At 68.7% G+C, this 24,510-nt stretch carries 27 protein-coding genes; 6 read left to right on the top strand and 21 right to left on the bottom strand.

The genetic code is table 11. The features are described 5' to 3' along the window. Window positions 1-30 precede the first annotated feature (30 nt). The 4 genes from AB0P24_RS36155 to rplM form a co-directional block, all read right to left on the bottom strand. Window positions 31-1,962, bottom strand: coding sequence for a glycosyltransferase (locus tag AB0P24_RS36155; protein WP_365801587.1), 1,932 nt, complete (start codon window positions 1,960-1,962; stop codon window positions 31-33). A gap of 137 nt (window positions 1,963-2,099) precedes the next feature. Next, complete coding sequence (gene glmM, locus AB0P24_RS36160) at window positions 2,100-3,458, bottom strand: phosphoglucosamine mutase (RefSeq protein WP_365801589.1); 1,359 nt, start codon at window positions 3,456-3,458, stop codon at window positions 2,100-2,102. A gap of 180 nt (window positions 3,459-3,638) precedes the next feature. Next, window positions 3,639-4,151, bottom strand: a complete 513-nt coding sequence (gene rpsI, locus AB0P24_RS36165) for a 30S ribosomal protein S9 (RefSeq protein ID WP_181801315.1) — start codon at window positions 4,149-4,151, stop codon at window positions 3,639-3,641. 42 nt (window positions 4,152-4,193) lie between these two features. Next, window positions 4,194-4,637, bottom strand: a complete 444-nt coding sequence (rplM, locus tag AB0P24_RS36170) for a 50S ribosomal protein L13 (RefSeq protein WP_076087999.1) — start codon at window positions 4,635-4,637, stop codon at window positions 4,194-4,196. A gap of 370 nt (window positions 4,638-5,007) precedes the next feature. Between rplM and AB0P24_RS36175 the strand changes: the two genes are divergently transcribed. The 6 genes from AB0P24_RS36175 to AB0P24_RS36200 all read left to right on the top strand — a co-directional run bounded on the left by AB0P24_RS36175 (window position 5,008) and on the right by AB0P24_RS36200 (window position 13,679). Continuing rightward, window positions 5,008-5,886, top strand: a complete 879-nt coding sequence (locus tag AB0P24_RS36175; RefSeq protein WP_365801591.1) for a hypothetical protein — start codon at window positions 5,008-5,010, stop codon at window positions 5,884-5,886. 273 nt (window positions 5,887-6,159) lie between these two features. Next, a complete protein-coding gene (locus AB0P24_RS36180) occupies window positions 6,160-7,539 on the top strand; it encodes a glycosyl hydrolase (RefSeq protein WP_365801593.1) in 1,380 nt (459 codons plus the stop codon). A gap of 264 nt (window positions 7,540-7,803) precedes the next feature. After that, window positions 7,804-9,255, top strand: coding sequence for a glycosyltransferase family 2 protein (locus AB0P24_RS36185; protein WP_365801594.1), 1,452 nt, complete (start codon window positions 7,804-7,806; stop codon window positions 9,253-9,255). A 22-nt stretch (window positions 9,256-9,277) separates the two neighbouring features. Further along, entirely contained in the window at window positions 9,278-10,504 is a 1,227-nt protein-coding gene (locus AB0P24_RS36190; protein WP_365801595.1) for a hypothetical protein, read from the top strand. Window positions 10,505-10,518: 14 nt separating this feature from the next. Beyond that, a complete protein-coding gene (locus tag AB0P24_RS36195) occupies window positions 10,519-11,619 on the top strand; it encodes an NDP-sugar synthase (protein WP_365801597.1) in 1,101 nt (366 codons plus the stop codon). A 32-nt stretch (window positions 11,620-11,651) separates the two neighbouring features. Further along, entirely contained in the window at window positions 11,652-13,679 is a 2,028-nt protein-coding gene (locus AB0P24_RS36200; protein ID WP_365801599.1) for an acyltransferase family protein, read from the top strand. Window positions 13,680-13,683: 4 nt separating this feature from the next. On the opposite strand, the gene truA is transcribed toward AB0P24_RS36200, so the two are convergent. From truA to AB0P24_RS36285, 17 genes are all read right to left on the bottom strand, one after another. Continuing rightward, window positions 13,684-14,529 (bottom strand): tRNA pseudouridine(38-40) synthase TruA, encoded by an 846-nt coding sequence (truA, locus tag AB0P24_RS36205; RefSeq protein WP_365801601.1) that lies wholly within the window; start codon window positions 14,527-14,529, stop codon window positions 13,684-13,686. A gap of 127 nt (window positions 14,530-14,656) precedes the next feature. After that, entirely contained in the window at window positions 14,657-15,160 is a 504-nt protein-coding gene (rplQ, locus tag AB0P24_RS36210; protein WP_365801603.1) for a 50S ribosomal protein L17, read from the bottom strand. Between the two features lie 206 nt (window positions 15,161-15,366). Then, window positions 15,367-16,389, bottom strand: a complete 1,023-nt coding sequence (locus AB0P24_RS36215; protein ID WP_003966937.1) for a DNA-directed RNA polymerase subunit alpha — start codon at window positions 16,387-16,389, stop codon at window positions 15,367-15,369. A gap of 243 nt (window positions 16,390-16,632) precedes the next feature. Then, window positions 16,633-17,037, bottom strand: a complete 405-nt coding sequence (gene rpsK, locus AB0P24_RS36220; RefSeq protein WP_003956432.1) for a 30S ribosomal protein S11 — start codon at window positions 17,035-17,037, stop codon at window positions 16,633-16,635. A gap of 70 nt (window positions 17,038-17,107) precedes the next feature. Further along, entirely contained in the window at window positions 17,108-17,488 is a 381-nt protein-coding gene (gene rpsM / locus AB0P24_RS36225; protein WP_031167100.1) for a 30S ribosomal protein S13, read from the bottom strand. Between the two features lie 190 nt (window positions 17,489-17,678). Beyond that, on the bottom strand, window positions 17,679-17,792 hold the full coding sequence (gene rpmJ, locus AB0P24_RS36230) for a 50S ribosomal protein L36 (RefSeq protein ID WP_003998809.1): 114 nt from the start codon (window positions 17,790-17,792) through the stop codon (window positions 17,679-17,681). Window positions 17,793-17,853: 61 nt separating this feature from the next. After that, a complete protein-coding gene (gene infA / locus AB0P24_RS36235; protein ID WP_003948620.1) occupies window positions 17,854-18,075 on the bottom strand; it encodes a translation initiation factor IF-1 in 222 nt (73 codons plus the stop codon). A 284-nt stretch (window positions 18,076-18,359) separates the two neighbouring features. Further along, window positions 18,360-19,196, bottom strand: coding sequence for a type I methionyl aminopeptidase (gene map / locus AB0P24_RS36240; RefSeq protein WP_365801605.1), 837 nt, complete (start codon window positions 19,194-19,196; stop codon window positions 18,360-18,362). Between the two features lie 117 nt (window positions 19,197-19,313). After that, complete coding sequence (locus AB0P24_RS36245) at window positions 19,314-19,979, bottom strand: adenylate kinase (protein ID WP_365801607.1); 666 nt, start codon at window positions 19,977-19,979, stop codon at window positions 19,314-19,316. Further along, window positions 19,979-21,292 (bottom strand): preprotein translocase subunit SecY, encoded by a 1,314-nt coding sequence (gene secY / locus AB0P24_RS36250; RefSeq protein WP_365801609.1) that lies wholly within the window; start codon window positions 21,290-21,292, stop codon window positions 19,979-19,981. The genes AB0P24_RS36245 and secY overlap by 1 nt, the downstream gene beginning before the upstream one ends. 187 nt (window positions 21,293-21,479) lie before the next feature. After that, window positions 21,480-21,935 carry a 50S ribosomal protein L15 gene (gene rplO / locus AB0P24_RS36255; RefSeq protein WP_030233862.1) on the bottom strand — a complete coding sequence of 152 codons (456 nt, stop codon included), beginning with the start codon at window positions 21,933-21,935 and terminating at the stop codon, window positions 21,480-21,482. Window positions 21,936-21,937: 2 nt separating this feature from the next. Beyond that, entirely contained in the window at window positions 21,938-22,120 is a 183-nt protein-coding gene (rpmD, locus tag AB0P24_RS36260; RefSeq protein ID WP_003974250.1) for a 50S ribosomal protein L30, read from the bottom strand. Continuing rightward, on the bottom strand, window positions 22,120-22,725 hold the full coding sequence (gene rpsE / locus AB0P24_RS36265; protein WP_003992370.1) for a 30S ribosomal protein S5: 606 nt from the start codon (window positions 22,723-22,725) through the stop codon (window positions 22,120-22,122). Before rpsE ends, rpmD begins: the two co-directional genes overlap by 1 nt. Window positions 22,726-22,761: 36 nt before the next feature. Further along, window positions 22,762-23,145: a 50S ribosomal protein L18 gene (rplR, locus tag AB0P24_RS36270; RefSeq protein WP_365801612.1), complete on the bottom strand. Its 384-nt coding sequence runs from the start codon at window positions 23,143-23,145 to the stop codon at window positions 22,762-22,764. Window positions 23,146-23,148: 3 nt separating this feature from the next. Continuing rightward, window positions 23,149-23,688: a 50S ribosomal protein L6 gene (gene rplF, locus AB0P24_RS36275; protein WP_089099427.1), complete on the bottom strand. Its 540-nt coding sequence runs from the start codon at window positions 23,686-23,688 to the stop codon at window positions 23,149-23,151. 24 nt (window positions 23,689-23,712) lie between these two features. Further along, entirely contained in the window at window positions 23,713-24,111 is a 399-nt protein-coding gene (rpsH, locus tag AB0P24_RS36280) for a 30S ribosomal protein S8 (protein ID WP_089099428.1), read from the bottom strand. 213 nt (window positions 24,112-24,324) lie between these two features. Next, window positions 24,325-24,510 (bottom strand): type Z 30S ribosomal protein S14, encoded by a 186-nt coding sequence (locus tag AB0P24_RS36285; RefSeq protein WP_003948630.1) that lies wholly within the window; start codon window positions 24,508-24,510, stop codon window positions 24,325-24,327.

Here is a 24,510-nt window from a genome sequence, read left to right on the forward strand (position 1 = left end):
CGGCGGCCGTCCGGCCGGCCGCCCGCCGCGTCAGCCCCGCCGCAGCCGGCGCCGTGCCTTCCGCACCCCGCCGTTGTCCGCGAGCGCGTCCACCAGTCGGCGTCCGGCTCCCGCCGCGTAGGCCGGGCCCTCCAGCCGTAGCAGGGCGCCGTCACGGACGACGGCGTACGCGAGGGGGGTGTCGGTCTTCGGGAGGGTCACCGGGTGGCGGCCGGAGGGGAGCCTGAAGCGGGCGGGCAGGCGCAGTTCGGCCGTCGTGCCGCCCGTGGCCGGGGCAAGGTCGGCGTCCACGGTGAGGGCCGCCACGGTGACCTTGACCTTGGCCCGCGCGCCCTCCGTCGCCGCCACATAGGGCAACGGGAGCGAGCGTGCGCCGCGCTCGGCGTTCCGCGCCGCGGCGTCGGCCGTGTCCGGGCCGAGCCTGCGCTGGCGCTGGTCGATGTCGAGGGCGAGCTGGCCGCTGCCCGTCCAGTACGGCAGCGCGAGCCGCCCGCCGGTCAGCGCCGGGCCGGTGGCCGGGGCACCCGGGACGCCGTCGCCGGTGACCCGGACCATGCGGTCGAGGCCGAGCAGCTGGACGTACGCCCACACGTCGTGCACCCCGCGCTCCAGCGGACGGCCGCCCGCGAGCCGCTCGGGGTCGAGGATCAGCCGCCCGGAGGCGACCAGCCGCGAGCGGCCCTCGCCGAGCGGCTCCAGGCGCACCTCCAGGTCGCCCTCCGGATACCACCAGTCCTCCCGGTCCCGGTCCTTGACCACCAGCTCCGCGTACGCCATCCGGAACGGGTCGCGGACCTCCCAGCCGTCCCCGGTGCCGGGCACGCCCGCCAGCAGCTCGGGGTCCAGCCACTGCTTCCCGTCCCGCTCGACCAGGACCAGCGGCTCACCGTCCCCGCGCAGCAGGCTCAGCGTCACGTCGGCGACCAGCCGGCCGTCCGCCCAGCGCAGGGCGCCGACCTCGCTGCGGGCCGTCACCTCGCGGGCGCGCTCGGCGAGCGCCAAGGCCCCCTCGAAGTCACCGCGTTCGAGGAGTTCGGCGCGCAGCCGGGACACGGTGGGCAGGCCCTCGCGTACGGCCGCCGGGAACTCCGCCAGCGCCAGTTCGCGGGCCGCCCCGAAGCGCTGCCGCTGCTCGGCCGGATCCTCGCGCAGGATCTCGGGCTCGCGGGTGCGGGAGAGGATCTCGACGTGGTAGAGGCGGTGCAGGAGCCGGTTCTGGAGGCCGTCGATGTCGTCGGAGGCCGGTGTGCCGTCCTTGATCTGGCGGACGATGGTGCGGCAGTTGTCCCAGAATCCGTGCCGCGGGTTGAAGCGGTGCTGGGTGTTGTTGCCGCCGTCGTCCCGCTTCATCCAGTAGTAGCAGGGGTAGTCGGCGAGGACCGAGATCCGCTCGGCCTTGAGGTAGGCGGCGCTGACGAAGAGCAGGTCCTCCAGGATCCAGGGACCCTCGGGGAAGCGCAGGCCGTGCTCCTCGATGAACGCCCGCCGGAACATCTTGTGCGGCGACATGCTCTGCATGAGCTCGTCGTTCTCGATGGTGCAGGCGTCCACCGTGTGCCGGAACAGCCGGCGGGGCCGGACCATGGTGCTGGACATCTTGCCGAGCACCACGTCGGCGTCGTTGTTCTTCGCGTGCTCGTACAGCCGCTCCAGCGCTTCGGGGCCGAGCGTGTCGTCGTGGTCGACGAACTGGATGTACTCGCCCTTGGCGTGGCTCATGCCCAGGTTGCGCGGGGCACCCGGCCAGCCCGAGTTGGGCCGGGTGTGCACCCGCACGTTCGGGTGCTCCGCCTCGATCTTCTCCAGGCGGGCCAGTGTGTCGTCGGTCGAACCGTCGTCGACGTAGATGACCTCGTACTCGTCGGCGGGCAGGGACTGCCCCAGCAGCGACGGCGCGCACTCGTCGACGTACTTCCCGGTGTTGTACACGGGTACGACGACACTGACCTTGACTCTCGGCATCCCACAGACCATACCCGCCCGCCCGGGCGCGTGACGGGCGGCAGCCGATCGCCGGACGCGGTGGACGGCTCCACTGCGCCGAGGCCCTGCCGGACGCGGTCCGGCAGGGCCTCGGCGCTGTGTTCGCGTCGTACGCGTCAGCCCAACGCCGACTTCACCGCGTCCGCCAGCCGCCCCGCCACCGACCGCGCCTGCTCGATGTCGGCGGCCTCGACCATCACCCGCACCAACGGCTCGGTCCCCGAGGGACGAAGCAGCACCCGCCCCGTCTCCCCCAGCTCCCGCTCCGCCTCGGCGACCGCCGCCGCCAGGTCGCCCGACGTCTTCACCCGGGTCCTGTCCACGTCGGGGACGTTGATCAGCACCTGCGGCAGCCGCTCCATCACGCCCGCCAGCTCCCGCAGCGACCGCCCGGTCTCGGCGACCCGCGCCGCCAGCAGCAGCCCGGTCAGCGTGCCGTCGCCGGTCGTCGCGTGGTCGAGGATGATGACGTGGCCGGACTGCTCGCCGCCGAGGGCGTACCCGTGCTCCTTCATCTCCTCCAGCACGTACCGGTCGCCGACCGCGGTCTGCACGAGGTGCAGCCCCTCCCGCTCCAGCGCCAGCTTGAAGCCGAGGTTGGACATGACGGTGGCGACGACGGTGTCGGCGCGCAGCGCGCCCCGCTCCCGCATGGCGAGGGCGAGCACGGCCATGATCTGGTCGCCGTCGACCTCCTCGCCGGTGTGGTCGACGGCCAGGCACCGGTCCGCGTCCCCGTCGTGCGCGATGCCGAAGTCGGCCCCGTGCTCGACGACCGCGGCCTTCAGCTTGCCGAGGTGGGTCGATCCGCAGCCGTCGTTGATGTTGAGCCCGTCCGGCTCCGCGCCGATGGTGAAGATCTCGGCCCCGGCCCGGCGGAACGCCTCCGGCGAGACCCCCGCGGCCGCGCCGTGCGCCTCGTCCAGGACGATCTTCAGTCCGTCGAGCCGGTTCGGGAGCACGCCGAGGAGATGGGTGACGTACTGCTCGAAGCCCTCGCCGTACGGCCGGACCCGGCCGACGCCCGCGCCGGTGGGCCGCTCCCAGGGCTCGCCGTGCCGGTGGGACTCGTACACCGCCTCGATCCGGTCCTCCAGCTCGTCGTCGAGCTTGTGACCGCCGCGGGCGAGGAACTTGATGCCGTTGTCGGGCATGGCGTTGTGGCTGGCGGAGAGCATGACGCCGAGGTCGGCGCCGAGGTCGCCGGTCAGGAACGCGACGGCCGGTGTCGGGAGGACCCCCACGGTCAGGACGTCGACACCGGCGCTGGCGAGGCCGGCGACCACGGCCGCCTCCAGGAACTCCCCGGACGCGCGCGGATCGCGTCCGACGACCGCCGTCGGCCGGTGGCCCTCGAACGTGCCCACCTCGGCCAGCACGTGCGCTGCCGCCACGGACAGCCCGAGCGCCATCTCGGCGGTCAGGTCCGCGTTGGCGACACCGCGCACGCCGTCCGTGCCGAAGAGTCGTCCCACTTGTCCTCCTGAAGAAGCGTCCTTGCTGCCCGGACATGATGGCAGGCGCTTAGTCATGCGATCACACCAGCCTTTGAGCGTCTTGTGTCGTTATACGCCCTTGGCCGGGATAAACGAACGCCCCGACGGCACAGGTGGCGTGCCGCCGGGGCGTTCGGAGTACGTGCAGGCAGCTGGTGATTAGCGCTTGCTGTACTGCGGGGCCTTGCGGGCCTTCTTCAGACCGGCCTTCTTGCGCTCGACCGCACGGTCGTCGCGGCGGAGGAAGCCGGCCTTCTTGAGCGGGCCGCGGTTGTTGTCGACGTCGGCCTCGTTCAGCGCGCGGGCGACACCGAGACGGAGCGCACCGGCCTGACCGGAGACACCGCCACCCGCGATGCGGGCGACCACGTCGTAACGGCCTTCGAGCTCCAGCACCTTGAAGGGCTCGTTGACTTCCTGCTGGTGCACCTTGTTGGGGAAGTAGTCCTCAAGGGTGCGACCGTTGATCTTCCACTTGCCGGTGCCCGGGACGATCCGGACGCGGGCGATGGCGTTCTTACGACGGCCCAGGCCGGCGGCCGGCTGCGGCTCGCCGAAACGGGACGCGAGGGACTCGGAGGTGTACTCGCCCTCGACGGGGACGTCCGACTCCGTGGTGTAGCTGTCGATGTCAAGCTCTTCGAGCGGCTGCTCGGCAGTGGTCTCGGCCACGATGCTCCTCAGATTCTCTTCAGTCTTAGGGGGTGGCCGGACTTACTGCGCGACCTGGGTGATCTCGAACGGAACCGGCTGCTGCGCAGCGTGCGGGTGGTTCTCGCCTCGGTAGACCTTCAGCTTGGAGAGCATCTGACGGCCCAGGGTGTTCTTGGGGAGCATGCCCTTGACGGCCTTCTCGATGGCCTTCTCGGGGTTCTTGTCAAGCAGCTCGTCGTAGCGGACGGAGCGCAGACCACCCGGGTAGCCGGAGTGGCGGTACGCCATCTTCTGGGTCCGCTTGTTGCCGGACAGGTGCACCTTGTCGGCGTTGATGATGATGACGAAGTCACCAGCGTCGACGTGCGGCGCGTAGATCGGCTTGTGCTTGCCCCGGAGGAGGGTCGCTGCAGTGGTGGCGAGACGGCCCAGGACGACGTCCTGAGCGTCGATGACGTGCCACTGGCGCGTCACATCGCCGGGCTTGGGGCTGTACGTACGCACGGTTCGTAGCCTTCGCTTCGAGTGAATGGTCCTGACAGGTCACCGAAACGATCACGACAGCCTGGACCGCACGGCGGCGACGCATACCGCGTAGTGGGGTCGCTGGTCATATCGGCCCGGTGGACCGGTGTAAGGGCCCGTCCCGTGAGAATGAGCAAGCCAATACACAACGAAGAGCAAGCGTACAAGGACGGCCCCGGACGGGTCAAAACGAGGTCCCGCCCCGCGTCCCGGCGAGCCTGGCCCGACATTGGCGGAAACCGTCGGCGCGCCGCCGTACCAGGATGCGCCGTCCTGCCCCCAAAGGTCCCCCTGCCGCCGTTCGTACTGTCGCACCGGCACCCCCCTGCCCCCGTCTAAGATGCGCCCCATGAGTTATGGGCAGGGGGGACCTCAGTCCCAGTGGGATCCGTGGAAACCGCAGTCTCAGCAGCCCTGGAGCACCGGCACCGGGCAGACGCCGGACTGGGCATCGCTCGCCGAAGCCTCGGAAACGCGGAACAAGCGGCGCCGGGTGCTGTTCATCGGCGGCGGTGTGGTCGCCACGCTGGCGATAGGCACGGCCGTCGCCATGGCCGTGGTGTCCGCGGGCGGCGACAACAACGCCTCCGGCACGCCCACCAACCTGCCCGCGAGCGCCTCGCTGCCCACTGACTCGGCCGACTCGGCGCCGTCCTTCGAGCCGACCAGCGCGCCGCCGCCGCTGAACCCGGAGGACTTCATAGGCAACGTGAAGAAGGACACGGCACCGCTGAGTGCCGAGACCCTCTTCCCGGGCACCCAGCTGACCATGGGCGAGACGGTCTACAAGAAGGGCGCCACGGCCGACACCAAGAACTGCGCCACGGCCGCCAAGGGCACCCTCCCGGCCGTCCTCACCAAGAACCACTGCACCCGCCTGCTGCGGGTCACCTACTTCAAGGACGGCGTCGCGGTCACGGTCGGCGTGGCCGTCTTCGACACCGAGGCGCAGGCGGGCAAGGCCAAGACCGAGGCCGACAAGAAGGGCTTCGTCACCGCCTTGGCCGGTTCCGGCGTGAAGGCCTTCTGCGACTCCGGCGTCTGCCGTACGACGACCAATTCCTACGGCCGCTACGCCTACTTCACCACCGCGGGCTTCCTCAACGGCAAGAACGTCACCACCAAGGACACCAAGGTCTTCCAGACGGGTGACGACCTGGCGGAGTTCACCTTCCGTCAGATCCACCGCCGCGGCGAGGCCCAGGCGTCGGCGGCGGCCCAGAACTAGGGCCTGCCCGGCGGATCGGGCCACAGGAAACCGGCGGCCGCGTACCGGCGTCGGCGCGTGCGCACGGCGTGCGCACCGCACCCCGCGCCCCCGCCATCGGCAGGATCCGCCGAACAGGCACCACCGCACCCCTCCACCCCGGGCCCCCTCGGCAGGCCGTGGCGCCGACGGCATCCAGGCCGCCTCCGCCTCGGCCACATCGGCAGGCCCCTTCCGCTCCGAGGCAGAATCGGACGCGCAGGGTGGCCGGGGAGGGGTCGGGGACATATGCGGATGCGTGGGCGGATCCGGCTCGTCGGGGCCGGGGTGACGGCGGGGCTGCTCGCCCCCCTCGCATGGTGGGCCGCCCGCCCCGACACCGCCGACGGCGGTCCGCGCCCGGTCCCCGTGGACCTGCGCGCCCGGGACCCGCGGGCGACACCCGCGGCCCGCCGGGTCTACGCCCTGCTCGCCGGCCTGGAGAACCGGGCGCGGCGCGGCGAGCCGTCCCGGACGGTGATCGGCCAGCACGTCGAGCTGCACAACGAGCGTTACAACGCGTCGTACGGCGACTACCGGGGCACCAAGCAGCCCGGCTACTACTACAAGAAGGCCCACGACATCACCGGCAGGTTCCCGGGGTTCGTGGAGGTGGACCTGGGGCCCGGGTACGGACAGCCGGGCTGGGCGGTGGGCGAGCCGCGCTCGTACTCCCGCTCCTCGTGGCCGGGCTGCCGCACGTACTGGGGGTACGCCGAGGACGCGGTGGACCTGGCGCTCGGGGTGTGGGCGGGGCTGCCACGGCCGGCGGACGGGTCGTACCACCCCTCGGGCACGCACGTCGACTGCGCCTCCGGGGCCCGGGTGAGCCTGCCGCAGAACGGGGGCGGCCCGGCGGGCATCGTGGGCTTCTCCTTCCACCAGCCCTACCCGGGCAGCACCGTCAAGGGCTTCGAGCAGACCCGCTACCAGAACTCCCCCGCGGCCCGGGACGGCGGCTGGTTCGGCCGGGTGGTCAGCCAGGGCACCGCCGAGCACCAGGCCCTGCTCCTGGACCTCGGCTATCTCGCCGACCATCTGCAGTACCTCGCGGAGCACGGGGTGCCGGTGCTGCTGCGGCCGTACCACGAGATGAACGCCCGGCTGGGGCACGGATTCTGGTGGGCGGGGCAGGATCCGGCCGCCTACCGGAAGCTGTGGCATGTCACATACGACTACCTGGTGGGCACCCGCGGTCTGCACAACCTCCTCTTCGTGTGGGCGCCCAGCGCCTGGGAGGGCACCTTCGCGCGGGAGCCGAGTGCCTACTACCCGGGCGGGCGGTACGTCGACGTCGTGGGCGTGGACGACTACAGCGACACCCCGCGGCGCCCGTACCGGGGCCGGCGCTGGACCGAAGTCTGGTACCGGGGCCTGGAGCGCTACGACCGGCCCCGCGTCATGGCCGAATCCTTCTACGTTCCGCTCGGCTCCGCCCAGCCAAGAACGCTTTCGGACACCCCCTGGGTGCTCTGGACGGTATGGGGACAGGCCCTGACATACGCCAATGCCTCCAGTCCGACCGGCAAGAACACTCCAGAAGACGTGAAAACGACTTATTCGTCCCCGCAGGTCATCGCCGGTCCCGGCGCGAGCCGGACGGGTTTCGACTGGAGGTCGTTGCACAAGACATAGATTTATTACTTTCCAGCTACATCTTGCTCACCGAAGTTTCATGGCAGATTCTTACGTGGCAGGATTTGTTTTCTTGTTACGGCCGGGGCGCAGGACGCCCGGGGGGGCATCTGAGCCGGCCGCAGAACGCCGAAGAAGGCGCCGGGGGGCACCATCACAGCCCGGAGCGGGGCGGATGAGACGAGGTTTCTCGTGTCAACCGCAACCCGTCACCGAGCCATGCCGTCCGGCGGCCGCCGATCTCACGGAAGAGCATGTAGCCGTATGGCATCGACAGTGGTCGACGGGGGAAACCCGCATTCGCGACACAGCGCGAAGCTGGCAAAACGCACCGCTTCATGGAAACCCGGCATCCTGCCGTTCCTGCTGCCGTTCGTCCTGCTGGTCGTCTTCGGACTGTGGTCCTACCGGCCCAGTTCCTCACTGATGAGCTGGATCCTGACCGTCGTCTGGTCCCTGCCGGCCGCCGGAGTGCTGATCGGTCTCCAGGGCGCCCTGCTGATCCGCCGCCGGGTCCGCAAGAGCGACCGGATGACCCCGCCCGCCCCGGCCGAGCAGGACTTCCTGATCGCACTCTGCCCGACCATCGGCCGCCACGACACCTACCCGGCCCTGGAGCGCTCGATCCTGTCCTACGTCGAGCACCTGCCGGAGTGGTTCCCCTACATGCGGGTCGACATCCTCACCGAGGAGGGCTGCGAGGCGGCGGCCGACATCGACCGGCTCGCCGCCTCCCACCCGCTCATCCGGGTGATCACCGTCCCCAAGGACTACGTCCCGGCCAACGGCACCCGCTTCAAGGCCCGCGCCAACCACTACGCCCACGAGCTGCGCATCGCGGAGGGCGAGGCCCTCGAATACGTCTGGGTGCTGCACATGGACGACGACACCGGCGTCGGCCCGGACACCGCGGCCTCGCTCGCCCAGTTCATCAACCGGCAGCGCCGCGCCCAGCCCGGCGAGGCCAAGCACATGGCCCAGGGCATCCTGACCTACCCCCGCGAGAACGCGGTCAACCTCTTCACCTGGCTCGCCGACGCGGTGCGCCCCGCCGACGACATCGCCCGCTTCCGGGCCCTGACCGGCCTCGGCACTCCCGCAGCCGGTGTACACGGCGAGCTGCTTGTACTACGCGCGTCGATCGAGGCAGAGATCGGCTGGGACTTCGGTCCCAAGGAGATCGTCGAGGACGCCCGCCTCGCCCTGACCTTCTGCCGCACGTACCCGGGCCGCAGCGACTGGTTCAACGGCCGCTGCTACGGGGCCTCCCCGGCCAGCGCGGCCGACTTCGTCAAGCAGCGCGAACGCTGGGCCTGGGGTCTGGTGGCGCTCTGCTTCAACCGGGCCGTGCCGCTGCGCTACCGCTGGTTCCTGTCGATCTGCGTGGCGACCTGGATCCTCGGCCCGCTCCAGCACATCGGCGCCGTCCTGCTCGTGGGCTGGCTGATCAACGACATGAACACCTCACCGGTGACTCAGTCCATCGTCCTCCTCTGGGCCCTCAACTTCGCCTACGTCATCTGGACGTACTGGGAGGGTCTGCGGCTGAACGCGCTCGCGTCGCTCAGCGGCCGGCGCAGGTGGTGGGAGCCGGTCGTCGTGGTCGCCTGCATCCCCGTCTTCTCCGTGCTGGAAGGGCTCGGCGGCTTCAAGGGCTTCATGAAGTTCGTCCGGCGCGAGGAGAACAAGTTCGTCGTGATCGCCAAGCCCGCCTGACCTCTCGGAAGACACCACTGACATGCGTTCGCGACTGCCCCTGCTCGCCATCTTCCCGGTGACCGTCCTCGCCGTCGTGCTGGGCACCCCGTTCGTCCTCGGCGACCACCCGGTGCGCTGGGAATCGGGCTCGGCCCTGCCCCGGCTCGTCCTCGGCGACCCCGCTGAGTCCACCACCTCGGACGACGGCACCCGCCCCGGTACGACATCCGCCTCGCCCTCCGCGTCCGCCGACACCCTCCAGGTCGCCAAGCCCTGGAAGGCGGGCATGCCCCAGTGGGGCGTGCAGATCTACTGGGAGGACGACAGGACCAACCTGTCCGACGACTTCATCGAGAAGCAGGCCCGCAAGCACGCCGAGTACCTCATCGGGCTGGGCGCCAACTCGGTGTCGGTCTCCTTCCCCTTCTACACCAAGAACGGCACGTCCGACGAGGTGTGGGCGGGCGCCAGGACCCCGACCCCGAAGCGGCTGGAACGGGTGCTGAAGGTGTTCAAGGACGCCGGTTTCCGCACCCGGCTGCGCCCGATCATGGACGAGTCGTCCCTGAAGCCCGAGGACGGCTGGCGCGGCGACGTGGAGCCCGCCTCGCGGTCCGCCTGGTTCGCCTCGTACAAGAAGCTCCTCACCCCGTACCTCGAAGCCGCCGGCAAGGCGGAGACGAACACCTTCGTGATCGGTACCGAGCTCAACTCCCTGGAGGGCGACCCGGGCTGGAACGCCCTGGTCGACTCCGCCGAGAAGACCTTCTCCGGTGAGATCGCCTACGACTCCAACTGGGACAACTACGTCACGGGCCGTATCAACATGCCCGTCAAGCACCTCGGCGTCGACGCCTACTTCCCCGTCAAGGTGCCGGACACCGCGCCCGTCAAGGACCTGGTCGACGGCTGGGACAAGTGGCTGGACAGGAAAGCGACCGGCGCGCTGCCGAACATCCTCGTCTCCGAGTCCGGCATCGGGGCCATGACCGGGGCCTACCACGCCCCGGGCGACTTCTACAGCCACCGCAAGGTCAACACGAAGGTGCAGGCCAACTGGTACACGGCCGTCTGCCAGGTCGTCCAGGAGCGGCACATGCAAGGCGTCTACTGGTGGTCGATCCACTTCGAGGACGACCCGAACACGCCGCCCGACGACAAGACGGCCTCCCGGCTCGACTTCGCAGGCCGTCCCCTCAGCGAGAAGGCCATCAGGAGCTGTTTCGGCTCCGACTACGCGGGCCCCGGCACCGGCACCACGAGCTGACCGAGCGAGGAATCATGCAGGAAGCCATCATCCTCGTGGGCGGCAAGGGAACCCGCCTGCGACCGCTGACCAACCACACCCCCAAGCCGCTGCTCCAGGTCGCGGGTGCCTCCTTCATCCGGCACCAGATCGCCAAGCTGACGGCCTCCGGCGTCGAGCACGTCGTCTTCGCGACCTCGTATCTCGCGAGCCTCTTCGAGGAGGAGTTCAGGGACTTCTCCCAGGACCTGGCGATCTCGTACGCCGTGGAGGAGGTCCCCCTCGGCACGGGCGGGGCGATCCGCAACGCCGGCCGCCTGCTGCGCGGCGCCGCGCCGGACGCCCCGGTGCTCGTCCTCAATGGCGACATCCTCTCCGGTGTCGGCCTCGGCGCCCTGCTGGCGCGGCACGAGGCCTGGGACGCGGACGTGACACTGCACCTCACCCGGGTCGCCGACCCACGCGCCTTCGGCCTGGTCCCCACCGACGCGGCGGGCCGGGTGCTCTCCTTCCTGGAGAAGCCCAAGACCCAGGAGGAGTGCGTCACCGACCAGATCAACGCCGGGTGCTACGTCTTCCGCCGGTCCGTCCTCGACGCCATCCCGGGCGACCGCGAGGTCTCCGTAGAGCAGGAGACCTTCCCCCGGCTCGTGGCGGACGGCGGGCGGGTCTTCGGCCACACCACCGACGACTACTGGCGAGACCTCGGCACCCCGCTGGCCTTCGTGCACGGCTCCGCCGACCTGATAACCGGAAGGGCGGCCTCGCCCCTGGTGGGACCCCCGGCCGAGGCGCTGATCGACCCCACGGCGGTGGTGGACCCGACCGCGCGCGTGACCGGCGGCTCGGCGGTCGGCCCGAACGCCGTCATCGGCCCGCACGTGGTCGTCGACCGCTCCATCATCGGCGCCGACGTCACCGTCGCCGCCGGCTCCCGAGTGCACGAGTCCGTGGTGGACCACGACTCCTCGATCGGCAGCGAATCGATTCTTCGTGAGGCCGTCGTGGGCTGTCACACACACGTCGGCGCCCAGAACGAACTCCCCGCCCAGCTACGGCTGTCGTGCGGCATCCGCATCCCCGCCCAGGGCGTGCGCGTCAGCGGTACGGCTGTCGCCTGCCCGACGGTCCACTGAAGCCGCCGTCCGGCGGGACTTACTGGAGAGACGTGACCAGCCATCGTTCAACGGCCGCTCAGACAGAGCGTCTGCGCAAGTACCGGCCGGACATCCAGGGCCTGCGGGCCGTCGCCATCATCATGGTCGTCTGCATGCACTGCGGCATCCTCGACATCCACGGCGGCGTGGACGTCAGCTTCGTGCTCAGCGGCTTCCTCATCGGCGGCCAACTGCTCGCCGAGATCGACAAGACCGGCAAGGTGTCCCTGAGCAAGTTCTGGGCCCGCCGTTTCCGCCGTCTGGCACCGGGCGCCGCCCTCACCATCGTCGTCACCGGCGTGCTGTCCTGGATCTACGCGAGCCCGTTCAGCTTCCGCAGCTACATGGACGACGGACTGGCCGCCTCGCTGAGCGTCATCAACTGGCGGCTGGCCGAGAACGGCACCGACTACTTCGCCAACGACGGCAGCCAGTCGCCGTACCAGCACTTCTGGTCGCTGGGCATCGAGGAGCAGTTCTACCTCGCCACCCCGATCGTGCTCCTCGTCGTGGCATGGCTCAGCCGGCTCGTGTTCCGCAACCGCCTGCTGGTGGGGGCGGTTCTGACGGCTGTGGTGGGCGGCTCGTTCTACCTGGGATACACCGAGACCACCAGCAACCAGCCGCTGGCCTACTTCGGCACCCAGTCCCGCATCTGGGAACTCGCCTTCGGCGTGCTGCTCGCGCTCTGGGCGCCGTTCGTCTCCCGCATGCCGCAGGCGCTCGCCGCGGTCGTCTCCTGGCTGGGCCTGGCCACCACCCTGGTCACCGGTCTCCTCATCACGGAGCACACCCCGCTGCCCGGCTACGCCGTGCTCGGTCCGGTGCTGGGCGCCTGGCTGGTCATCGCCGGCGGCTGCGCCAATCCCCGCCTCGGTGTGGAACGGCTCCTCGACAACCCGGTCTTCGACTTCGTCGGCAAGGTCAGCTACGGCTGGTACCTGTGGCACTGGCCGCTGCTGATCCTCTGGCCGCACATCATCGGCTGGGAGTTCGGCTACTCCGACCGCTTCCGGGTGGCGGTCCTCTCCTTCCTCATCGCCATCGCGACGCACTACGTCGTCGAGAAGCGGTTCAGGGAGAACGTGAAGCTGGTCATCCGCCCCTGGCGGGGCATCCTCACCGGCGGCACCCTGACGGCCACCTCCGCCGTCGCCATGGTGGTCGCGCTCCAGGTGCCGCTCAACCTGTCCTTCGGCACCGCGGGCACCGCCGCCGCCCTCACCGGCTTCAACGGCACCAAGTCCGTGGAGCGGGCGGTGAACGAGCGCGGCGCCCCCAAGGTCAGCGAGAGCACGCTGCTGAAGTCCCCGAACGACCGGGGCGACCACGGCTGCATCGACCAACTGCTGGTCACCGGCTTCAGCCCGCACGACGACTGCGTGATCGGCGACCGGACGTCGAAGCGGACCATGGTGCTGCTCGGCGACTCGCACGCCTACCAGTGGGGCGACGCCTTCGACACGCTCGGCCTCAAACTGCACGTCAAGGTGGTCACGGTCATCAAGAGCGGCTGCTCCCCGGAGGTCTACAAGATCACCCGCGCGGATCTGGGGCGTGAGTACACGGAGTGCCCGAAGTGGCGCAAGACGGCGCTCGCCTACATCAGGAAGCTGAAGCCGGACGTCATCGTGGTGGCCAACCGTGTCCAGTACACCACGGTGCGCGAGGGCGCCGAGGACACGTTTCGGAAGCTCAAGGCCATGGGCTCGGACCTGGTCTACCTGGCCGACACCCCGAAGCCGACCTTCAACATCCCGGACTGCCTGGCCGAGAACTCCAAGGACCCCGCCGGGTGCACCCTGCCGTCCGAGACCGCCGTGGACCTGCCCGAGTTCCGCAAGCTGGAGCGACAGGTCGCGGAGAAGTACGGGGCCACGGTCATCAACCCGCTCCCCGCCTTCTGCGCGAACGGCTACTGCCCGGCGGTGATCGGCGGACACGTCGTCTACTGGGACAACAGCCACATGACCGGCGGCTACGCCAAGTCCCTTGAGCCGTTCCTGGAGCCGACCTTCAGAAAGGTCCTGGCCAGCTGACCCCTCAGGCCGTCCGCACCCGTACCCGGCGTGCCTGCCGCTGCCGCTCCAGCAGCTGGTCGGGCGCCGGGTACGCAACCTCCTCCAAGGTCAGCCCGTGCGGCCGTACGACATGCACGGCGCTGTCCCGCACCCCCGCGTCCAGCACCTTCCGCGGCCACTCCACGCCCCGGTGCCCGTCCCCCACGAACAGCAGCGCGCCGACCATCGACCGCACCTGGTTGTGGCAGAAGGCGTCGGCCCGGACCTCGATCTCGACGACCCCGTCGCCGCGCCGGCTCACCCCGAAGCCGAGGATCTCCCGGATCGTCGTCGCACCCTCGCGCTTCTTCGCGTACGCGGCGAAGTCATGCTCCCCTGTCAGGGACTTCGCGGCGGCGTCCATGACATCGACGTCCAGCTCCCAGTCGTGCCACAGCACATGGTTGCGCAGCAGCGGGTCCACACCTCCCGGCCGGTCCCCGACCCGGTACACGTACCGCCGCCACAGCGCCGCGAACCGCGCGTCGAACCCCGCCGGCGCCTCGCCGACCGCCCACACCCGCACGTCCTTCGGCAGCCGCCCCGCGAGCCGCCTCAGCAGCTTCTCCCGCTGCTCCTCCCACACCCCGGCCGGCAGATCGACATGCGCCACCTGGCCCCGCGCGTGCACCCCGGCATCCGTCCGTCCGGCCACGGTCAGCTCGTACGCCGTCCCCTGCGACCGCGTGACGATCCGCAGCGCGTCCTCGATCTCCCCCTGCACGGTCCGCTTCCCACCGGCCTGCTTGGCCCAGCCGTGGAAGTGGGTGCCGTCGTAGGACAGGTCGAGACGGACGCGGACGTAACCGGGCTGAACTTCGTCACTCACGGGAGAATCCTCTCAGGGCAAGAAAGCGGGCCCGTCCCTGATAAGGAACGGGCCCACTGACGCGCCCCGAAAGGGGCGCGGGGAACTGCGCGACCAGCCACGACGGACCGGCAGCCAAAGGACGGCCTTACGCCTCCTTCGGCTCCTCGCCCTCAGGCTTGGCGTCCTCGACGACCTCGGCGGCCTCGGTCTCCTCGGCCTTGGTCTCCTCGGCCTCCTTGACCGCACGCTTCGTCGCGGCCTCGGCCTCACCCGTCGCCTGCTGGGCGACCGTCAGCGCCTCGACCAGCTCGATGACAGCCATGGGCGCGTTGTCGCCACGGCGGTTACCGATCTTGGTGATGCGGGTGTAGCCACCGGGACGGTTCTCGTACCGCGGGCCGATCTCGGTGAAGAGCGTGTGCACGATGCTCTTGTCCGTGATGACCTGGAGCACCTGACGGCGGTTGTGAAGGTCGCCCTTCTTCGCCTTGGTGACCAGACGCTCGGCGTACGGGCGCAGCTTGCGCGCCTTCGCCTCGGTGGTGGTGATACGGCCGTGCTCGAAGAGCGACTTCGCGAGGTTCGCGAGGAGCAGCTTCTCGTGCGCGGCACTGCCGCCCAGACGGGCACCCTTGGTGGGCTTCGGCATGGTTCTTCTCCTGTGTGTCTGCCCCGGCCGTATCAGGTACCGGGGTCAGTATCCGAGCAGGCGGTCGCCCGTCGGAGATCCGGGAGCAGCCCCGCAGGGGCGCTCCCGGAAGGGGCGCGGGGCGGTGTCGGCATGCGACTCCGTCGCGTGGGCGCGACAAGCCACAGCGCACCCGCACCCGAGTACGGACCGGATGGCCCGAGCTCTCAGTACTGCTCGGTCTCGACGAACCCGGCGTCCGCGTCGTCATCGGCCCCGAAGGCGTCAGCCGCAGCGGTGGGGTCGAATCCGGGCGGGCTGTCCTTGAGGGCCAGGCCCATGCCGGCCAGCTTCGCCTTGACCTCGTCGATGGACTTCGCACCGAAGTTGCGGATGTCCAGGAGGTCCGCCTCGGAGCGCGCCACGAGCTCACCCACGGAGTGGATGCCCTCACGCTTGAGGCAGTTGTAGGAGCGGACCGTGAGCTCCAGCTCCTCGATCGGCAGCGCGAGGTCGGCGGCGAGGGCGGCGTCCGTGGGGGACGGGCCCATGTCGATGCCCTCGGCGTCGATGTTGAGCTCACGCGCCAGACCGAACAGCTCGACCAGGGTCTTGCCGGCCGACGCCATGGCGTCACGCGGACGCATGGCCTGCTTGGTCTCGACGTCGACGATCAGCTTGTCGAAGTCGGTGCGCTGCTCGACACGGGTCGCCTCGACCTTGTACGTGACCTTGAGCACCGGCGAGTAGATGGAGTCGACCGGGATACGGCCGATCTCCTGGCCCACCTGCTTGTTCTGCACGGCGGAGACGTAACCGCGGCCACGCTCGACCGTGAGCTCCATCTCCAGCTTGCCCTTGCCGTTGAGCGTGGCGAGGACGAGGTCGGGGTTGTGCACCTCGACACCGGCCGGGGGCGCGATGTCGGCGGCGGTGACCAGACCCGGGCCCTGCTTGCGCAGGTACATCACGACCGGCTCGTCGTGCTCCGAGGAGACGACCAGCTGCTTGATGTTGAGGATCAGGTCGGTGACGTCCTCCTTGACGCCCGGCACGGTGGTGAACTCGTGCAGGACGCCGTCGATCCGGATCGACGTGACAGCCGCGCCGGGGATCGAGGAGAGGAGGGTACGGCGGAGGGAGTTGCCGAGGGTGTAGCCGAAGCCCGGCTCCAGCGGCTCGATCACGAACCGGGAGCGGAACTCGTCGACGACCTCTTCGGTCAACGAGGGACGCTGAGCGATCAGCATGTGTGGATCAGATCCTTCTTTCGTGGACGCCCGCTATTTGACGCCCGACGGAACCGCGCCGTGAAAGACGCGGGTACTGCAAGGGTACGGGCGGCACGGCCCTTACGGAGCCGTACCGCCCGAGCAGCCCTGCGAAGCGAGGTCAGACGCGACGGCGCTTCGGCGGACGGCAGCCGTACTGCGACATGTGGGGGATAACCCCCACACCCCCAGCCGAAAGCCGAGCCGCCATGAGCCCGTGCGTCAGACGCGACGACGCTTCGGCGGACGGCAGCCGTTGTGCGGGGTCGGGGTGACGTCCTGGATGGAGCCGACCTCGAGACCCGTGGCCTGCAGGGAGCGGATCGCGGTCTCGCGACCGGAACCCGGGCCCTTCACGAACACGTCGACCTTGCGCATGCCGTGCTCCTGGGCGCGGCGGGCAGCCGACTCGGCGGCCATCTGCGCGGCGAACGGCGTGGACTTCCGGGAGCCCTTGAAGCCGACGTGGCCGGCGGAGGCCCAGGAGATCACGTTGCCGGACGGGTCCGTGATGGAGACGATCGTGTTGTTGAACGTGCTCTTGATGTGCGCGTGGCCGTGAGCGACGTTCTTCTTTTCCTTGCGGCGCACCTTCTTGGCAGCGCCCTGACGACCCTTGGGGGGCATCTAGTAACTCCTACGGGGAGGTGGTCGGTCCTACAGCGAAGACCGCTGATGAAGCGTTGTCCGCTGAGGACTACTTCTTGCCCGGCTTCTTCTTGCCGGCGATGGCGCGACGCGGGCCCTTGCGGGTGCGGGCGTTGGTGCTGGTGCGCTGACCGCGGACGGGCAGGCCACGGCGGTGACGCAGACCCTGGTAGCAGCCGATCTCGACCTTGCGGCGGATGTCGGCCTGGATCTCGCGACGGAGGTCACCCTCGGTCTTGATGTTGTTGTCGACGTACTCGCGGATGGCGACCAGCTGCTCTTCGGTCAGGTCGCGAACGCGGGTGTTCGGGTCGATGCCGGTCTCGGCCAGCGTCTGCTGCGAGAGTGTCCGGCCGATGCCGAACACGTAGGTGAGGGCGACCTCCACGCGCTTTTCGCGCGGGATGTCAACACCGGAAACGCGTGCCATTCAATGGCTCCTGGTGATCGTCGGAGGTCTTCCGCAGAACCGGTTCCCAGCCGCCGTATCAGGTACGAACTGGGTCCCCGGCCTCCGAACCGGGGGTGTCAGGCGCTACAGCGCCTGGATTCTGCGTATGAACAAATTCAGCTTGCGTCGCGCGAATCTCTGCGGTGGATGCAGAGGGATCGGTCGTGCGTCAGCCCTGGCGCTGCTTGTGGCGCGGGTTCTCGCAGATGACCATGACCCGACCGTGACGGCGGATCACCCTGCACTTGTCGCAGATCTTCTTGACGCTCGGCTTGACCTTCATGGGATTGAGGTTCTCCGGGTCAGTTGCCGGCAGCCCCGCTCACACGGGACGTGGGCAAGATCTACTTGTAGCGGTAGACGATCCGGCCACGCGTCAGGTCGTACGGAGACAGCTCCACCACGACCCGGTCGTCAGGGAGGATGCGGATGTAGTGCATACGCATCTTGCCGCTGATGTGTGCCAGGACCTGGTGGCCGTTCTGGAGCTCGACCTTGAACATGGCGTTCGGAAGAGACTCGACGACAGTGCCCTCGATCTCGATGGCACCTTGCTTCTTGGCCACGCTTCGCCCTTCGAATCGACTACCTTGATCGACTCACTCGCATCGCTACGAACGCATGCGGACATGCGGATGCACGAGAGCCGACGAGTCAGTCTACGTCAGCGCACCCGGAAAGACGAATCGGGAAAGCCTGCCCAGGAGGCCAGATCATTAAGCGCCGCCCGCTGAAGCGCCCCTCAGGGGCGCGGGGCTGTTGGGATGTGCGGCTCCGCCGCGTGGGCGCGAGAAACTGCCTCGTGCCGGCGGTCGCCCGACGGCACGAGGCCGCACCCCGGAAGGCGCACTCAGCCCAGCGGATCCGGAGCGGCGACGATGCCGTGCTCCGCCAACTTCGCCTTGCCCCCGTCAGGCGCCGTCAGCACCAGCGGACCCTCTTCGGTCAGCGCAACGCTGTGCTCCCAGTGCGACGACCACGTACCGTCCGTGGTGATCACGGTCCACTCGTCCGGCAGGACCTCCGTGCGGGGCGTCCCCAGCGACACCATCGGCTCGATGGCCAGGCAGAACCCGGGCACCAGCTTCGGCCCCTTGCCCCGCCGCCGGTCGACGTAGTTCAGCAGGTGCGGGTCCATGTGCATCTCGGTGCCGATGCCGTGGCCGCCGTAGTCCTCGATGATCCCGTACCTGCCGCCGCCGGGCTTCGGCTGGCGGCGGATGTACGTCTCGATCGCCCGGGAGACGTCGACCAGGCGGTTGCCCAGCTTCATCGCCGCGATGCCGGCCCACATCGACTCCTCGGTGACCCGGGAGAGCTCGATCAGCTCCGGGGCGTGACCGGAGCCCACGAAGGCGGTGTAGGCCGCGTCACCGTGCCAGCCGTCGACGATGGCGCCGCAGTCGATGGAGATGATGTCGCCGTCCTTGAGAACGACATCCTCCGAGGGGATGCCGTGGACGACCACTTCGTTGACGGACGTGCAGATGGTGGCGGGAAAGCCGCCGTAGCCCAGGAAGTTCGGCTTGGCGCCGTGCTCCGCGAGGACCTTGCGGGCCACCTCGTCCAGGTCCTTGGTGCTGGCGCCGGGGACCGCCGCCTCGCGGGTGGCCGCGTGGATCGCGGCCACGACCAGGCCCGCCGCCCGCATCCTGGCGATCTGCTCGGGGGTCTTGATCTGCACCATGGGTGGCCTGCGCTCTCCATCACTCGCGACAACGTCGGCGTCAGCCGAACACGAACACGAACACAACAGTACGGCCGCGGCACCCGGCAGGGCACCGCGGCCAGAACCGCCGAGGGACTACTTCTCGTCGTCCCCGTCACGCTTGAGCGCGTCCAGCGCGCGCTTGGTGACCTCGTCCACCGGCCCCAGGGCGGAGATCGTCGCGACCAGGCCCTGCGCCTTGTAGTAGTCGATGATCGGCTCGGTCTGCGTGTGGTAGACCTCGAGCCGGGTGCGGACGGTGTCCTCGGAGTCGTCGTCACGCTGGTAGAGCTCGCCGCCGCAGACGTCGCAGACGCCCTCCGCCTTCGGCGGGCTGTACGTCACGTGGAAGACGTGCTCCGCCTTGTTACGGCACAGGCGGCGCCCGGCGATCCGCTTGACGACCTCTTCCTCGGGGACTTCGAGGTCGAGCACGGCGTCCAGCTTGATCTTCTCGGCCTTCAGCAGTTCGTCGAGCGCCTCGGCCTGCGAGACGTTGCGCGGGAAACCGTCCAGCAGGAAGCCGTTCACGGCGTCCTCCTGCTCCATGCGGTCCTTGGCCATGGCGATGGTGACCTCGTCGGGGACCAGGTTGCCGGCGTCCATGTAGGACTTCGCGAGTTTCCCGAGCTCCGTCTCCTGGCTGATGTTGGCGCGGAACAGGTCGCCCGTGGAGATGTGCGGGATCTTCAGCTCCTTGGCAAGGCGAACGGCTTGCGTTCCCTTACCGGCGCCAGGCGGCCCGACGAGGACGATTCGCATCAGCGGAGGAACCCTTCGTAATTGCGCTGCTGAAGCTGGCTCTCGATCTGCTTCACCGTTTCGAGGCCGACACCCACGATGATCAGGATGCTGGTACCACCGAACGGGAAGTTGTTGCTTGCCCCAAAGCCCACCAACGCCATCGTCGGCACGAGAGCGATCAGCCCCAGATACAGCGAACCCGGCCAGGTGATCCGGTTGAGCACGTACGAGAGGTACTCAGCGGTCGGTCGGCCAGCCCGGATGCCCGGGATGAAGCCACCATACTTCTTCATGTTGTCGGCGACTTCCTCGGGGTTGAAGGAAATGGCGACATAGAAGAACGCGAAGAACACGATGAGCAAGAAGTACGAAACGATGTAAATCGGGTGGTCACCCTTGGTCAGGTTCTGGGTGATCCACTCCTTCCAGCCCGAGTTGCCGCCGGCGAACTGCGCCACGAGCGCCGGAATGTAGAGCAGCGAGGAGGCGAAGATGACCGGAATCACACCGGCCTGGTTCACCTTGAGCGGGATGTACGTAGACGTGCCGCCGTAGGAACGGCGGCCGATCATGCGCTTCGCGTACTGCACCGGAATGCGGCGCTGGGCCTGCTCGACGAAGACCACCAGCGCGACCATGATCAGACCCACCGCGATGACCGAGCCGAACTCGATCCAGCCGTCGGCCAGGGTGCCCTGCTTCTTGATGGCCCACAGCGCCGACGGGAAGGTCGCGGCGATCGAGATGAACATCAGGATCGACATGCCGTTGCCGATGCCGCGGTCGGTGATCAGCTCGCCGAGCCACATGACCACGGCCGTACCGGCGGTCATGCAGATGACCATGGTGATGGTGGTGAAGATCGCCTGGTCCGGGACGATGCTGGAGGCCACCGTGCAGCCGGAGAACAGGGCGCCGCTGCGGGCGGTGGCCACCAGGCCGGTGCCCTGCAGGATGGCGAGCGCCACCGTCAGGTAACGGGTGTACTGCGTGATCTTCGCCGTACCCGCCTGGCCCTCCTTCTTCAGGGCTTCCAGGCGCGGGATGACCACGGTCAGCAGCTGAAGGATGATGCTGGCCGTGATGTACGGCATGATGCCGAGCGCGAAGACCGTGATCTGCAGCAGCGCGCCACCGCTGAACATGTTCACCAGACCGAAGAGGCCCTGGTTGCCGGACGCCTCACTGACACACGTCTGGACGGCTTTGTAGTTGACGCCGGGGATCGGGATGTGGGTACCGACCCGGTACACCACGATGATGCCGAGCGTGAAGAGCAGCTTCTTGCGCAGGTCGGGCGTCCTGAACGCCCGGGCGAACGCGGTGAGCACGGTGCCTCCTGCGACCCCCGCGCAACTGCGTCAAGGGTGACGGTCTTGAGGTTCGACGAATGAGAAAAGAACAGTGCTGGCCACCTTACCGGCCGCACTGCCCCCCTAGGAACGACCAACCGGGGATACCCCATTGTGAGGTATCCCCGGTCGGGATTCGCTTACGTCATCGAGACGTCCGGAAAAATCAGACGAGCTCGGTGACAGTGCCGCCGGCGGCGGTGATCTTCTCCTTGGCGGAGCCGGAGACGGCGTCGACCGTCACCTGCAGCGCCACGGAGACCTCACCCTGGCCGAGGACCTTGACGAGGGCGTTCTTGCGAACGGCACCCTTGGCCACCAGACCCTCGACGGTGACCTCGCCACCCTCGGGGTACAGCGCGGCCAGCTTGTCGAGGTTCACGACCTGGTACTCGGTCTTGAACGGGTTCTTGAAGCCCTTCAGCTTCGGAAGACGCATGTGGAGGGGCATCTGGCCACCCTCGAAGCGCTCCGGAACCTGGTAACGGGCCTTCGTACCCTTGGTACCACGACCGGCCGTCTTACCCTTCGACGCCTCACCACGACCGACACGGGTCTTGGCGGTCTTGGCGCCCGGGGCGGGACGGAGGTTGTGGATCTTGAGCGGGTTCTGCTCCGCCATGATCAGTCGACCTCCTCGACCGTCACGAGGTGGCGGACGGTGTGCACCATGCCGCGGAACTCGGGGCGGTCCTCCTTGACGACCTGCGTGTTGATGCCCTTGAGACCAAGGGAACGCAGGGTGTCACGGTGGTTCTGCTTGCTGCCGATGTAGGACTTGACCTGCGTGATCTTCAGCTGAGCCATCACGCACCCGCCCCGGCACGCGCACGCAGCAGGGCCGCGGGGGCGACGTCCTCCAGGGGCAGACCGCGGCGGGCCGCGATCTCCTCGGGACGCTGCAGGCCCTTCAGGGCCGCCACGGTCGCGTGCACGATGTTGATCGCGTTGTCGGAGCCGAGCGACTTCGACAGCACGTCGTGGATACCGGCGCACTCCAGGACGGCACGCACGGGGCCACCGGCGATAACACCGGTACCCGGCGAAGCCGGCTTGAGGAGAACCACACCGGCGGCCTTCTCACCCTGGATGGGGTGAGGGATGGTGCCCTGGATACGCGGGACCTTGAAGAAGTGCTTCTTGGCCTCCTCAACGCCCTTGGCGATGGCGGCCGGCACCTCCTTGGCCTTGCCGTAACCGACACCCACGGTGCCGTCACCGTCGCCCACCACGACCAGCGCGGTGAAGCTGAAGCGACGACCACCCTTCACAACCTTGGCGACGCGGTTGATCGCGACAACGCGCTCAACGTACGCGGTCTTCTCGGCGGCAGCAGCGCCGCCGTCACGGCCCTTCCGGTCCCGCCGCTCGCCGCCACCGGCACCGCCACCGCGGCGCTGGGGTCCAGCCATTGGATTACCTCTCTCTTTCCGCTAGCTACAAGCGGCTCAGAACTTGAGCCCGGCTTCGCGGGCGGCGTCCGCCAGGGCGGCGATGCGCCCGGCGTACTGGTTGCCACCACGGTCGAACACCACGGCCTCGACACCGGCGGCCTTGGCACGCTCGGCGACCAGGGCGCCGACCTGCTTGGCCTGCGCGGACTTGTCGCCCTCGCCACCGCGGACCGACGCGTCCAGGGTGGACGCGGAAGCCAGGGTGTGGCCCTTCAGGTCGTCGATCACCTGCGCCACGATGTGGCGGTTGGAGCGGGTCACGACCAGACGGGGACGCTCCGCCGTACCGGAGATGCTCTTGCGGATCCGGATGTGACGGCGCTTGATCGCGGCGCGCTTGTAGGCGTCGCCCTTGAGGATCTTCTGCCCGTATGCCATGGCTTACTTACCCGCCTTTCCGACCTTGCGGCGGATGACTTCGCCCTCGTACTTGACGCCCTTGGCCTTGTACGGGTCGGGCTTGCGCAGCTTGCGGATGTTGGCCGCGACCTCGCCGACCTTCTGCTTGTCGATGCCCTCGACCGAGAAACGGGTCGGAGCCTCGACCTTGAAGGTGATGCCCTCGGGGGCCTCGACCAGGATCGGGTGGCTGTAACCGAGCGCGAACTCGAGGTTCGAGCCCTTGGCGGTCACGCGGTAACCGACACCGCTGATCTCGAGCTTCTTCACGTAACCCTGGGTCACGCCGGTGATCATGTTCGCCACCAGCGTGCGGGACAGGCCGTGCAGGGCCTTGCTCTGACGCTCGTCGTTGGGGCGGGTCACCGCGAGAGTGCCGTCCTCGCCCTTGGCGATGTCGATCGGAGCCACGATGGTGTGGGTCAGCTCGCCCTTGGGGCCCTTGACCTGCACCGTGCGGCCGTCGATGGTGACGTCCACGCCGGCGGGAACCGCGATGGGGAGCTTGCCGATACGCGACATAGCTGTTTCCTCCGTTCCCTTCTGCTACCAGACGTAGGCGAGGACTTCCCCGCCTACGCCCTTCTTGCCGGCCTGCTTGTCGGTGAGGAGCCCGTGCGACGTGGAGATGATCGCCACGCCGAGGCCGCCCAGCACCTTGGGCAGGGAGGTGGACTTCGCGTACACCCGGAGACCGGGCTTGGAGATCCGCTTGATGCCCGCGATGGAGCGCTCACGGTTGGGACCGAACTTCAGGTCCAGGACGAGGTTCTTGCCGACCTCGGCGTCCTCGACCTTCCAGCCCGTGATGAAGCCCTCCTGCTGGAGGATCTCCGCAATGTGAGACTTGATCTTGGACGCCGGCATCGTCACAGAGTCGTGGTACGCCGAGTTCGCGTTCCGCAGACGCGTCAGCATGTCTGCGATCGGATCAGTCATGGTCATGAATTGGCCTGTGGCCTCTCTCGCCGGGGTTTCCTGGTGCGCCATCCCTCTCCCCGATCCGAGACGGGACGGGTGCGGCGCGGTGGACCTACGGCGTAGTAAGTCGTACGGGCGACTGTCAGGCGCCCAACCCTCCAAGCCTAAGCCATGAAAGGGTGGGCGCCTGACACGCCCATTGCTTACCGAGAGCCCTGGGAATCCCTGAAAGGGGGATTACCAGGAGCTCTTGGTCACGCCCGGCAGCTCGCCACGGTGAGCCATCTCACGAAGGCACACGCGGCACAGGCCGAACTTGCGGTACACGGAGTGCGGACGGCCGCAGCGCTGGCAGCGCGTGTAGCCACGCACACCGAACTTGGGCTTGCGAGCAGCCTTGGCAATCAGAGCCTTCTTCGCCAT

The organism is Streptomyces sp. NPDC086519 (assembly GCF_040686075.1).
Lineage (GTDB): Bacteria > Actinomycetota > Actinomycetes > Streptomycetales > Streptomycetaceae > Streptomyces > Streptomyces shenzhenensis.